Raw genomic sequence first — 13,246 nt, 5'->3', positions numbered from 1 at the left:
CACGGTTCTGTTACGCAAGGAGCTACTATCGTTCCTCGCGTGCTTTTCTTCGTAACGGAAAACGCTGAGCCGCAGTCCAAACTCGGAAAGAAACAGGGGACTTCCACGGTGGTTTCGTACCGCACGGGAGACGAGAAGAAACCTTGGAAGAATCTCTCCAGCCTGTCCGCCACGCTCCCTTCTCGTTATATCTTCGACGTACACCTTGGCTCAACAGTTGTCCCGTTTCGGCTTCTTAAGCCTTGGCGTGCTGTGCTTCCTATCAATGATCAGCGGATTCTCACTGATGAACAGATTGATAACGCCGACGATGGCCTACGCTCCTGGTGGTCGCAAGCAACAGACCTGTGGGAAAAGAATAAAACGAAGCAAAGCAAGCTCTCCCTCATGGAGAGGCTGGATTATCAAAACACGCTATCCAAGCAGTTAAACGCAGTGAAACATCGTGTTGTTTACTCAAAATCAGGAAACACTCTAGCCGCAGCCAGAATCTCCACCCCGCACACGATTATTGATCACAAGCTGTATTGGATGCCCGCCAACGGCATTAGTGAAGCCCGTTTTCTGTCAGCTATTCTCAATGCTCCAGTGACCACAAAAATGGTCTCTATATATCAATCAAGAGGGCTCTTCGGTACTCGAGACTTCGATAAAAATGTTTGGCGTTTACCCATCCCGAAGTACTCGCCGAAAAATGCTCTTCATCAGGAGATCGTTGCCTTAGCCGAAGAGGCTGAGCTGATCGCGTCACAAGTAGATACAAAAGACTACAAATTCAAAAAAGTTCGCGCCATCGTGCGAAATGAGCTGTCTCTAGCTAACGTTTCAGTAAAACTGGATGCGGCTGTGAAAGCTTTGCTCAATGGAGCGTGATCTTTACGCTGCGTGGATACAGGCTATCGTTTATCCTGCTTCAGGAGGGGGCATGGCGTGATCCCCGCCCTCTGATGCTCCCCTCACCGATGACTCCTAGCGTTGAGCGCCGATCCCCCGAACCCTATGGCGGCTCCGCAGGAGTCATCACCTATTTACGGGCCAGTGAATCGAAGATTCGCGCGGCAGCCCCCTCCGCGCCTCCTACTGCTCTATGCGCAGGCCAGTCAGAAAACTTCCTGGATCAACCTCCAACACCGATCCAAGGAGCACGATATTCAGCAGTGAAACATTACGTTCGCCTCGCTCTGCTGACCCAATTTAGGTGCGATGCAAGCCGGCAGCTTCTGCCGAAGACTCCTGCGAGAACCCCCCTTGCCATCCTCGCCTGTCTGAGCCTTCTTCCAAATTCTGCCTGCAGAGCAAGGGCGTTGTCTTTCTTCACCTCTTCATCTTCATCGTTAGATGACGATGACTATAAGACTACAGACTATAAGTATCATCGGATAGAAGAACGGCGCACCACATGACCGGCACAGTCAACCCCTACAGCGGACAAATGCAGTACTCTCCCGAAGATAGGGAGATTCTTATCGAGATCCTCTCCAACCCATCGAGTGAAGGATGAAAGGATCTCCACAAACTCACCATTGCAGAGCTTGGGCTATTGGAGTCTCTGTGCGTTCTCGTTGACGCTCTCCAGAGAGCCAACGCAGCACTAGCCACATACAACAGAGAGGAACCAGAATTCGTTGTCGTCCCCCATGACGAGCTAATCCTTAAAAATATGCAAGAAGAATTTCCGCCAGCAATCGATTCCTCTGCAAAGCAGATGGTGAAGGTTAAGGATAACCCGCCCGTCAGCGCCACAACGCGTAAGGGAAAACTCTGGCGAGGCCCAACAATCCCCCTTTCATTCCTCTCAACCGTGCGCATCGCACGAGAATTCGACCAAGAATGCTTACCCTTCTCCGAACAGGCGGCAATTAACCAAGAGGTCTACCTCAAATCGCCTCAATGAGAAACTAGCCAAAAAGAACAGCACAAACAGGCCTCATGCGCCAGAGGGCAAGACCGTCAATGCAAAGCAAAGGTCGTCTACTGGCCAGGGAAAAGAACCTCAGACCTGTCCTGCCATTGGCACATTTCAGAAAAAGAAGCCACCCAACTCTCGGACTTTTACAAGTCAGCACAAGCCAAGATCGAGTGCCGCAGTTGCGGCGCTCAACCAAAAAAGAAATGCGCGTTCGGCTACCAAAAGCCAGTGGACGGAGTTACCACACAGCTACGTCAATTCCGCAGAGTCAAAGTTCACGAGTGTCGCCTCGATGACTACTACAAGCAGACCAAGGAAAAGAAAGGATTGAAGGTCAGGGAGAGCAAAGGGCGCAAGCAGTAGTCAAGCTGGCAGTATCTACCCACGCCTAGGATCCCGACAGCTGTTCTCAATCCGCTCGCGGAGGAACTGGGCACGTTCACTGTTTCCTAGTCTTCGCTTCTCCAGGATCTGCAGGGCTGCTTCATCACCGCTGATTTCGCTCCGCAGGATGTGTCGCCCTCGCTCCTCATCCTCAGGCGTCATCGTATAGCCGGCCATGCTCATTGATGCGCGCACAGCGGCGACTTTCTGATCTTCCGTTCGGTAGTCTTTTGACGCCATCATGCCCCTCACTTTTCGGCTCGAAAAAGGAAAACCCCGCCAAGCCAAGGAGCCTGCCGGGATCACCAATTCACGTCCCTATTCTACCGATGCTAGGGCGTAGAGAGACAGAGAACAAAATGCACCTCAATCTCTCGAAAACTGCAAGACACTCAGTGACGTCTTGGACCTTTTTCTCCTAAGCCGCCATTGTCATACTTCCTGTCACCTCGAAGCATGTAGATGATTGCAATAAGCAATCTAGGAACAACAACCACACAGAACAAGCTCAAGATAATCAATAGGATTTCAACAATTCCCATGTTTATTCCCCGCTCTGCCGTCAGCGCTTTCTCACACTCCTTGTAGCCGCCGTGTTTTTACTCGTACAATTCCTGCAATCTGGTGCTCGCAAATAGTGAAACGCCCAAACTCTGCCACCGAGCCCAACAGCCCGAGCACAAACTTTGCCACCGGCGTCGAATCCTTCGCGTAGACCTGTCCTTCCTTCAATAACATCACCGAGACCCCTTAGCTAACTAGCTCATCAAAATTGACGTACAAGCTTTCGGGTCATCCCCCAGGGCAAAAAGGCTAATCCGACAACTGCTGTGCAAAGGCCGAGTCACCACCAAGTAGTTCTGCCAGAATAGTCATCACCACTCGCGGCAGACGGACGTTGGGAGCATCTCCCCCAACTAGCCACCAACGCCTAGGGTCCGAGGCTAACTCTCCGAAGTTCGATCTACGGAATGATCGACGTGCCGAGGGTCGAGCAAACCAGAACCAGCCGGCGCATGAGCTGGGTCTTCACCTTCTTCGAGTTTCTTGTTGTGCTCGTCAACAAAAACAACGCGCGGATGATAGTCCCGGAGGTCTTCTTCGGAGTAGTGGGCATATCCAATGATGATCACCAGATCCCCTGGGTTAATGAGCCGGGCAGCAGCACCATTGATACCGATGACGCCGGTACCTCGATCACCTGTAATGGCGTAGGTGGTCAGGCGGTTGCCGTTGTTAATGTCCACGATGTCAATCTGCTCCCCCTCGAGGATGTCCGCAGCTTCCATCAGGTCCGCGTCAATAGTGCACGAGCCCACGTAGTGCAGGTCCGCCTGCGTGACGGTGGCTCGGTGGATCTTGGATTTCAGCATGGTGCGCAACACGGACAGAAACCTTACCCCCGCCTTCGATAAAATTCCATTCAGTGAAAACACTCGTCAGTACGAGCACACAACCTCTGCTGAATACATACAAAGCACACTTCAGCAGGAGCGCCTAACCACTCCCGTGAACGAAGTGGCTGGTCACCGGGAGTAAATCTTGGCGGGGCAAACTCACGCTCGGTTCCGAGTACTCCTCCAGCTCCTACTGTTTTTAGGGTTTGAGCACTCCTAATCTAGGGTTTGAGCACTCCTATTTCTCTCGTGCTCCTCTCACTTCTCTAGCGCTCTAGTGAACCTACTGTTCTAGTGGCGGTGTGCTCCATCGCTTGGCGTCGCCACCACAAACTCAGGAGCGTTGAAATCGGCCTGCGCGAAGGCCTGCGCAATAGCCTGTGCGGTTTGTTCCACCAGGGCTACGTCGAGCAGAGCAATTGCCGAACCGCCAAAACCACCACCGGTCATCCGCGCACCAATGGCTCCACATGCCATCGCGGTATCAACCGCAAGGTCAAGTTCAGGGACTGTGACTTCATAATCATCGCGCAGAGACTCGTGGCTAGCACACATTGCTCGCCCAAAGGCTCCCAGATCACCTTGGCGCAGCATGTCGGCAGCCCGGGCGGTGCGTTCAATCTCGGTGACGACGTGGCGCACCCGCTTTGCAACGGTATCTGTCCATGCTGAGACCTCTGCCTCGGTAGCGTTCACACCGCCTGGCACGTTCGCCTCAGCCCATGCGGCACTGCGCGCCACGGCATCCTCTGCTTGACGCAAAGATCGCACACCCAGGTGCTCTGTCACTCCGTCAATCACCGCGCGACGCGACGCATATTGTCCGTCATTAAGCTGATGCGGGGCATTGGTGTTGATGATCAGAATCGCCTTGCCGCTGGCTGCAATATCAAATGGAACGTGGGTTGCTTCATCGGTGAGGAAATCTATAGCTAACGCATGCCCCGCCCGGCCAAACAATGAAATACGCTGGTCGAGTCCACCTGTTGAGGCTCCAACAACCTCGTTTTCCGCCCTAATCGACGCCGCCATCAAACCCTTACGAACCTCATCCGATAATTCGGCCGTGGCACCATGAGCAAAGGTGGAGGCACACAAGTCGTAGGCTGCTAATGCCGACGAACACTCCAGAGCCGCAGAACTGGATAGGCCAGCACCAACTGGGACATCGGAGACGATGGCAAGATCTATCCCTGCGGAGAATGCGCTCCTTTCGGAAACAACACCGGAAGCTTCAGCCGGGGCGCCCTCGGTATCGGTGGCGCACGCACTGTCTGTACGAGTATGTGCGGATGCGTCAACCTCTGTAACCGCAGGCGCCGAGAGGGGAGGAATCACTCCGGCCTCCCTTGCCGCCCAAATGGCGCCGAGCGCATAGCCAGCCCAATGTGACGGGTGACCTTTACCTTCATCATCCACACCCACATCGCCAGTAGGGATCTCCACACGGACATTCTGCGCCGGTTCACCCGTATGTGGGGCATAACGCGACACCACCCGGTATGTATCCGTCCCATTCAAGCGAGCCGCGACATAGGTACGCTGAGTAAGCGCAAATGGGATAGAAATGCCCAAGGCGTAGTCAACATGTTCTCCAATGAGGTTCACGCGGCCTGGCGCCGACCAGACACCGGCGGGGGTGTCCCCGAACTCTTCCTCGAATAACGCACGCGCATCAGCCTCGCCCTGCTCTTCAGAACGAGTGTTGATCCATTGGGGTTCCACTATCACGGATGCAGAATCGGGAGCATCTGTGGTGGCATTCTGTTTACCTAGTGGGGAACCTTTTGTGTCGCCGACCTCCGGGCGGGAGACGTTCTCGCGGGAATTCTCAGTCATTCGTTACTGGCCTACCTTCCGTATCCTCTTCTGCCGTTTCCCTGCGTACTATCCGCTTCGCTACGCCCTGTACGTACTACTCTCCTCTCTGTCGTCTCTGTCCACTTAGAGTGCTATAACGCTGTTCGCCCCTACGGGGCGATCTCCCGGAATCGATCAGCAATGCGCTCCGGAGTGGTATCGGAAATCCATGCCTCCTGGCCAGACTCCGAGCCGGCAAGGAACTTCATCCGGCCGGGACTGCGCATCATGGAATATAACTGCAGGTAAAGACGGCCATTCTCGCGCCCCTCACCTACCGGAGCTTGGTTCCATGACGCGATATACGGCGTACGCTCAACTCCGTCAAAGAAACGATCCATACGACCAAGCAAATCTAGATAAATGCGGGTCAACTCATCTTTTTCTTCATCGGTGAGCGCGGCAAAATCTGGAACCGCACGATTAGCCATGAGCATGACCTCCACAGGCCACTTCGCCGCCGCCGGCACGAAGGCAGTGAAATGCTCACCCTCGACCAACACGCGACGACCAGAAGCCTTCTCTGCGGCAAGGATGGCGTCGAATAAGTCCTTCGACGTCATTTCACGAAACGCCGCGGCGCGCTCAGCTACCTCAGCGGCGCGCGGCGGGAGAAAAGGATAGGAATAGATCTGACCGTGCGGATGCTGCAGTGTGACGCCAATTTCCTTACCTCGGTTCTCAAAAGGATAAACATATCGAATGCCCGGCAGTGCAGACAGAGCCTCTGTACGATGCGCCCACGCCTCAACCACCGTACGAGCGCGCTCATAAGGAAGATCCTTGAAAGAGTGCGTGACATCCGGCGTAAAGCACACCACTTCGCAGCGTCCCAGCGCAGGCCGACGGCCGAACAATGGTTCCCCATCCACTTCACGGGCATAACCCTCCGGTACCTCCATATGCATGGATAGCGACGGGAAGCGGTTTTCAAAAACAACCACGTTGTAGTCATCCGCTGGGATCTCGGTGGGGAGTTCACCGGGTTTTGTCGGAGCCAGTGGATTCTCATTAGCCGGTGGCATAAACGTGCGGTTCATCCGGTGCGCAGCGTAGACATACCACTGACCGGTTAAAGGATCCTGACGCATCTCAGACTCAGTCGTGGCCTCCGGCAACCTGCGCGAATCATGCAGCTCACGGATGCAATCACCCGAAACGTAAGCTGGCTCATCGTCGAAATAGAGCAACTCGCGACCATCGGCGAGGGTGGTCGATGTAACACGAAATGCATGCTCGGACACTTTTCATCGCTCCTTGAGGGTGACGGCGCGTTGCACAACAAAGAACCGTCGCTTCAGTGCCTCCGGATGGAAATAACGGGGGCACTTGTTGTCAGTTGGTAATGTCAACCCAGATCACGCTGCGGTATGCCGCGTTATTCTGTCACGCAGCGGTATGCCGCGTTAGTCTTCATCAATCTTCACCGGAGCCAACTTGCTCCAGATGAAGAACACGGCAGCCACAACAACCATGGCGATCCCCGCCCACAAGTTATACGAGGCTTGCTTGGGCAGACCTTCCCACGATTGCCCCGGGTCAAGGAAGAGATAGCTGATCAACAACACAACCCCATAAAGGCCCATCAGCGCGCCGATAACATTGCGAATATCGAAGGCTCCGGCCATGTGGGAGCGATGTCCGACTTCCTTGTTCTCGGTCATCTTGTCCGCGATTTCTGCGGCGTTTGCAGGAGCGGCGGAATTATTCGCCGTATGTGCGTGAGTGTTCTTGCTCATTGTTGGTCACTCCTTCTAGTGGCGAATAGTTAGGCGAACACGATGTTGAGAACCAGAACCATGGCCAGGCACAAAAGGCCAAGTGGAACAGTTCGGCGGAACCATGGCAGGGATGCCTCTGCTTGATCGGTGAGGTTTTCCTTCGGGGTCACGGACTTCACAAAGCCCACCAGCTCATGATCTGGCTTTGGCTTGGTGACCAGGGAAACGATGATGGAAACGATGATGTCCACCACGAAGGCCAGGGAATGCTGCAACGAAGGCCGTGCCCTGACCAGGAAGGTTGAAGAACCCAATGTCCGTACCACCGAAAGTAGCGATCACCCAGTAGATGATCGCCACGCCGGTACCCGCGACCAAGCCTGTCCAACCGGCAGTTGGGGTCATACGCTTCCAGAACATGCCCAGAATGAACGTGGCGAACAGTGGAGCGTTGAAGAAACCGAACAGTGTTTGGAGGTAGTCCATGACGTTGCCGAAGTTCGAGGCAAGCAACGCAGTAAATACAGCGATGACGGTGGCAACGATGGTGGCCAAGCGACCGACCTTCAGGTAGTACTCGTCTTCGCGGTTCTTCACAACATATGCCTCCCAAATGTCATAGGAGAACACGGTGTTGAAGGCGGAAATATTCGCAGCCATGCCAGCCATAAACGCAGCCAGGAGGCCAGCGATAGCCACACCGAGCAGACCATTAGGGAGCAAGTCACGCATGAGGTAGAGAATGGCGTCGTTTGGCTCAGCGGAGCCATCCATGATTGGGGTAACAGTGGCACCCGCTACCATGCCCGGGATGACGACCAAGAATGGAATAAACATCTTCGGGAAAGCGCCAATGATTGGGGTCTTCCGGGCTGAAGACAACGAGTCTGCAGCCATAGAGCGCTGAACCTCCACGAAGTTGGTGGTCCAGTAACCGAAGGAGAGAACAAAGCCGAGTCCGAATACAAGCCCGACGGCAGACACTACCGGATTTTCGAAACCAGAGATCTCCGTCCCCGGCCAGGTATGGAAGTGACTCTCCACAACCTGTGTCTTGAGTCCTGCCCAACCACCTACATTGTGCAGGCCGATCATGGTGAGAGGAAGCAATGCCGCGATGATCACGAAGAACTGCAATACCTCGTTGTAGATCGCGGCGGATAAACCGCCGAGAGTGATATAGGACAGCACGATCACAGCGGCGACAATCAAGGTGACCCAAAGCGGCCACCCTAGAAGGGAGTTCACCACTTTAGCAAGGAGCAATAGGTTGACACCTGCGATGAGCAGCTGAGCCACAGCGAAGGACACACCGTTGACGAGGTGCGCTCCGTTGCCGAAGCGTCGACGCATGAACTCGGGCACGGAACGCACTTTAGAGCCGTAGTAGAAAGGCATCATCACGATGCCGAGGAAGACCATGGCTGGGATCGCACCGATCCAGAAATAGTGCATGGTCTCAAATCCGTACTGCACACCATTTGCCGAGTGGCCAACAATCTCTACCGCGCCCAGGTTGGCTGAGATAAATGCCAAGCCGGTAACCCATGCAGGCAACGAACGGCCGGACAGGAAGAAGTCAATAGAACTGGAAACTTTGGACTTTGCCGCCCAACCGATTCCCAAGACGAACGCGAAGTAGATGGCAACCAATGCATAGTCAACCCACGACGCGTCCAGGCGCAAACCAGTCATGACTGGGTACCTCCCAAAACACATCTCTCGGGAGAGTCGTCCCGAGGGAAACTCTATTTTTCCTTATCATGGAAAACTTTTCAGATTTTAGCTTAAACCTGTAAATGTGTTTGAGACAGTAACAAAGCCTTATCAGGGGTGACGGCTTCACCTTTTCTTCTTTATCGTTCCAGCTCAGGCTGAATAATTACTAACCCCGAAGGTGAAATATCTCTCTTCTTCCGCGTCGAGACGCAATAAATCAACACCTGAGCGCAGAGCGTTTGGTGGACATGTCATAGGCTCCACCGCCAAGGCACGGCCAACTCCGGGATACCCTTCGCGCCGCGCCGGATCAGCCGTAAACACCTGGTACCAACCGAACTGCTCATCAGCCCACAACTGCACACCATCCCCCTGAGCATTTGTCAATACCACCGTGCTACGAGGAACATCGCCGAGCCTCTCCCCTGTATTTGTATCGACTCCCTTTGCCACCTCACAGCCCTTTTTCTCGCTCTTCCCCTCTGTCCTCTCCACTTCACCAAAACAATGATCCAGCCATACCCCAGCCATCTGCACACCCTGGTCTACGGTGGGCAGAATCTTCACCGCCGGGATCTCCGGACCAGCCGGAAGATTACGCACACCATCCAACGGGAGATTCGTGCGTACTGGCAAAAACACAGTGCATTCCTCCAAAGCAGCACCATGGGCAGAAAGATAAGGGTGCCACCCCAATCCAAAGGGGCAACTGGAATCCGCCCTATTCACCACAGAAAACTCCGCACGCAAACCAGTAGCAGCATCCAAAGACCACCGCACGCGCATCTCCAACGGCCAGGGCCAGCCCTGGCGTCGTTCGGAGTTAAGTCGTAGAACCACAGCAGAGCCGGAACGCTGCTCAACTTCCCACACAGACGTCGCCACAAAACCGTGAATCGCCGTGGCTCGACCAGGCTCGGTGATCTCCAAGCTGTACAGCTCACCATCATGGGAAAATACACCTTCAGCCGTGCGGTTCGGCCAAGGCGCTAACAACGTCCCCGAAGACAAAGGTGGAAACTGCCCTACCTCAAAACCAGTGAGCAAAGACCTGCCACGGTACGTCAACATCCGCGTACCACCGCCGAACGTAGACACACTCGCGCGATAATCTCCGGCACTCAATTCCACGAAATCATGCGTGTTTTCCACACCGGCCGGGACGATCATAGCGACACCTCTTTGCTATTGAACAGGAGAGGCAGAGTTACCTTCCCCGTCAATATTCTTAAATCCAATGCCCAATGGCAAGGACACATTGTCAATCAAACGGGTAGAGCCCACACGCGCAGCCACCAACAAACGCGCCTCACCTCGTTCCGGTGCCTCACCCAGATCAGCGCCCTTAAGCTCCAGATAATCCACCTCAATCTCCGGCGACGCCGCCAAGATCTCACGGGCAATGGACAGCACCTTATCCGCGCCTTCCTCCGCCACAAATGCCCCAGCGGTTAATGCAGCGGACAGCGTTAAGGAAATTTCACGCTCCTGATCGGAGAGGTACTGATTACGCGAGCTCAGCGCCAAACCATCCTGTAGACGGACGATCGGCACCCCATGAATAGTGATGCCCATGTTGAGATCCGTCACCATCTGCTGAATGAGTATTAGCTGCTGGTAGTCCTTCTCGCCGAAAAACGCATGATCACAATGACTAATTTGGAAAAGTTTATTAACCACGGTGAGCACACCCGCAAAATGCGTAGGGCGGTGCTCCCCTTCCAGAATGCGCCCAACTTCACCGGGATGAATAGTGGTTCGCGGTCCATTCGGGTACATCTCGCGCGGGCTCGGGGCAAAAACGGCATCTGCGCCGACCGATTTCAACTTCTCCACATCAGCATCCAGCGTGCGCGGATAAGCATCGAGATCTTCCCCCTCCGCGAACTGCAACGGATTGACGAAAATACTGACTACCACCAGTGCACCTGGGATAGAATGCGCGGCCTTAACCAAGGCAAGATGCCCTTCGTGTAAAGCCCCCATGGTGGGGACCAACGCAACGGGGCGGCCAGCCTTACGCATTGCTCGGGTCAGCTGACCCAATTCCTCGATCGACGTAAAAACTGTGGCCTGACCGCGGGTGAACGTTCCAGATTCTGAGATTCCCATGTGGGTTAGCGTAGTCGCCTCGTATACTCTGCCAGCACCCGCTCCACCTCAAGAGAGTGGAGTAACTGCGCCGTACGCTCCGCCATCGGAATGTATGCCGCAGAGAAATTCATCCCGTGAGTGTTGTCCTCCAACTCGCGCAAGGCATCGATATGCCTCAGGACCGCTGGGGCATCATCGCGCGCAACCGGCCCCGTCATCCCACACATCCGCTGATCAAATGCTTTGTTCACTGCCGCAGGAACAATCGTACGCAGCAACCTGGCCGAATGCGGGTTATTCATTGGAGGAGGAAAACTGCTACCACAATTCTTTCCATCACCTTCCGTACCCTCCGCGAGGACGTAATCGAGCATCCTCTGGGCGTCGGACAACAAGGTCACCACATAGTTCGCTGCGTAAGCCACGGCGGCATGATAGGCAGCCCGTTTATCCTCAGGAATAGAAATGGCCACCCCGTCCAGGGAGGCCACCAACAGCTCCGCAACGGCCTGCCCTACTTCCGAATCACTGGTGATACCCCAGGCACACCCTGTGAGATTGACACAGTCCTCCTCGGAACCTCCGAAGGTCATGACTGGATGCAGCGCCAATGGAATAGCTCCCGTGTCCGTGACCGGTTGAAGCACGGCACAACCGTGTGCTCCCGACGTATGGGCAACAATCTGCCCATCCCGAGTCACCTCTGCCACTTGATCAATGACCTCTACCAACTGCGGATCCGGCACCGCGATGATCACGAGGGCGGCCTGAGCAGCGTCCTCTAAAGAAACGACCGGTACCCGCGGAATACGCTCCGCCGCGCGTCTACGCGACCTATCGCTTGGCGCCACCACACCATGCACCACATGCCCCGCCTGGAGAAATTTCTCGGCTAGAGCTGTCCCCACAGCACCTGCGCTGATAATTCCCACGGACAATCGTGGCTGCTGCATAACATCCATAGTTCCCCCAACATACAAAAAGACCGAATTCAGGTGTGGAAATCAAAGCCGGCGCGGGGGTGTAGCGCGCTGAGCCCGGGAAAGTCATGACCAATTCGCGTGGATCAATTCCCGGGGTCTCCCCACCTACTCTCCCCTTTTGAAACGAGCCATGAGTTCTGCCACGGTCAGGCCGTTATTAGCCTCGTCTGCACGACGACGACCACGGCGCTGATCAGCCTCGTGCGCCTCATCCTTGCGGCGATGCCCGCCCACATATCCACTCGCCGCATCCTTAGTCTGATGTGCAGAGTGATGGTTCACAGCAGCCTCCTTAGACCGCTGTCCACCTGGAACGAACTGGGTGTACGCGGGCCGCTCACCTTTGGACTTTGCAGATCCTCCAGACCGAGCTGCAGGCTGAGACGATTGCTGAGATGACTGCTCAGAAGCTGGACGAGAGGAATCCTCATCTAACGCAGTGGTATCCACGACGAGTGGCAGCTCTGTGGTTTCATCCTTGTTCTGCCCATCCCACTTGATGGCCGAGAAACTACCAGTGGAGAAGGAGGGAGCGCGACCGCCGGAACTGCGACCCGCTGGCTGGGATGAAGACGCACCCGCTTGACGGGATTCTTCTTTCCGCGCCTCAGACTTTGGAGTCACCGTGGCACCCGCTGGTTGAGCGCTCCGCGCAGAACCTCCGCCGATTTCACGCACGCGCTCCGCTCGGGCATGCACCGAAGTCTGCTCCTCGGTACCGTATTTACCACCGGACAACAGGGATAATTGCTGCCGCATGGCGGCTAGCTCCTGCTGTAAGGCCTCAATGTGCTCGTCCCGCTGATCCCGGAAACGCTGCTCATAACTGGATTTCAGCTGCGCCTCACGTTCTTTTGCCTGAGATTTTTCGCGTGCCAGCTCTGCGGAATGTGTGCGTTGCAGCTGGCGGGAGCGGTCGCGTTCTGCGGATAGTGCGCTGGAGTAGCGATTAACCAGCACAGCCCCTAGGAAAGCAGCCCATAGCGCAGCGATCACGGCGATTTTCAGCCACACTTCAGAGTCCAAGAACAACATCAAAACGCTGGCGATCAACGCCAAAACAATGAGGCCGCCCATTAGCAGCTTGGACATTCCACCTTCCTTAGAGGTATTAGTCCGAGACATATCCTTGTGGCGGGACTTCGATTGCTGCGGTTGAGGCTGAAAACTCATGCTCAC

General features: G+C 55.0%; 9 protein-coding genes and 1 pseudogene. 1 reads left to right on the top strand and 9 read right to left on the bottom strand.

Going from position 1 to position 13,246, the window contains the following annotated elements; all coding sequences use genetic code 11:
• Window positions 1–39 precede the first annotated feature (39 nt).
• Window positions 40–873 carry a hypothetical protein gene (locus tag GP473_RS01460; RefSeq protein WP_186277024.1) on the top strand — a complete coding sequence of 278 codons (834 nt, stop codon included), beginning with the start codon at window positions 40–42 and terminating at the stop codon, window positions 871–873.
• 2,364 nt (window positions 874–3,237) lie between these two features.
• Here GP473_RS01460 and panD read toward each other — a convergent pair.
• The 9 genes and pseudogenes from panD to GP473_RS01405 all read right to left on the bottom strand — a co-directional run bounded on the left by panD (window position 3,238) and on the right by GP473_RS01405 (window position 13,240).
• The gene (gene panD / locus GP473_RS01445) at window positions 3,238–3,678 is read right to left on the bottom strand and encodes an aspartate 1-decarboxylase (protein ID WP_186277022.1); all 441 of its coding nucleotides are present in this window, start codon (window positions 3,676–3,678) and stop codon (window positions 3,238–3,240) included.
• 303 nt (window positions 3,679–3,981) lie between these two features.
• Window positions 3,982–5,529, bottom strand: a complete 1,548-nt coding sequence (gene galK, locus GP473_RS01440) for a galactokinase (protein ID WP_185769479.1) — start codon at window positions 5,527–5,529, stop codon at window positions 3,982–3,984.
• 131 nt (window positions 5,530–5,660) lie between these two features.
• Window positions 5,661–6,794, bottom strand: coding sequence for a galactose-1-phosphate uridylyltransferase (gene galT, locus GP473_RS01435; protein ID WP_185769480.1), 1,134 nt, complete (start codon window positions 6,792–6,794; stop codon window positions 5,661–5,663).
• Between the two features lie 162 nt (window positions 6,795–6,956).
• A complete protein-coding gene (locus tag GP473_RS01430) occupies window positions 6,957–7,214 on the bottom strand; it encodes a cell wall anchor protein (protein WP_185769552.1) in 258 nt (85 codons plus the stop codon).
• 104 nt (window positions 7,215–7,318) lie between these two features.
• Window positions 7,319–8,966 (bottom strand): annotated as a pseudogene (locus GP473_RS01425) (sodium:solute symporter family protein).
• 174 nt (window positions 8,967–9,140) lie between these two features.
• Window positions 9,141–10,160 (bottom strand): aldose 1-epimerase family protein, encoded by a 1,020-nt coding sequence (locus tag GP473_RS01420; RefSeq protein WP_185769482.1) that lies wholly within the window; start codon window positions 10,158–10,160, stop codon window positions 9,141–9,143.
• 15 nt (window positions 10,161–10,175) lie between these two features.
• The gene (gene panC, locus GP473_RS01415) at window positions 10,176–11,102 is read right to left on the bottom strand and encodes a pantoate--beta-alanine ligase (protein ID WP_185769483.1); all 927 of its coding nucleotides are present in this window, start codon (window positions 11,100–11,102) and stop codon (window positions 10,176–10,178) included.
• 5 nt (window positions 11,103–11,107) lie between these two features.
• Window positions 11,108–12,037 (bottom strand): Rossmann-like and DUF2520 domain-containing protein, encoded by a 930-nt coding sequence (locus GP473_RS01410; protein WP_313770401.1) that lies wholly within the window; start codon window positions 12,035–12,037, stop codon window positions 11,108–11,110.
• Window positions 12,038–12,172: 135 nt separating this feature from the next.
• Window positions 12,173–13,240, bottom strand: coding sequence for a DUF6779 domain-containing protein (locus GP473_RS01405; protein ID WP_185769485.1), 1,068 nt, complete (start codon window positions 13,238–13,240; stop codon window positions 12,173–12,175).
• Window positions 13,241–13,246 lie beyond the last annotated feature (6 nt).

The organism is Corynebacterium anserum (genome assembly GCF_014262665.1).
Classification (GTDB): Bacteria; Actinomycetota; Actinomycetes; order Mycobacteriales; family Mycobacteriaceae; genus Corynebacterium; species Corynebacterium anserum.
This window is presented reverse-complemented; position numbering and strand designations above follow the sequence as displayed.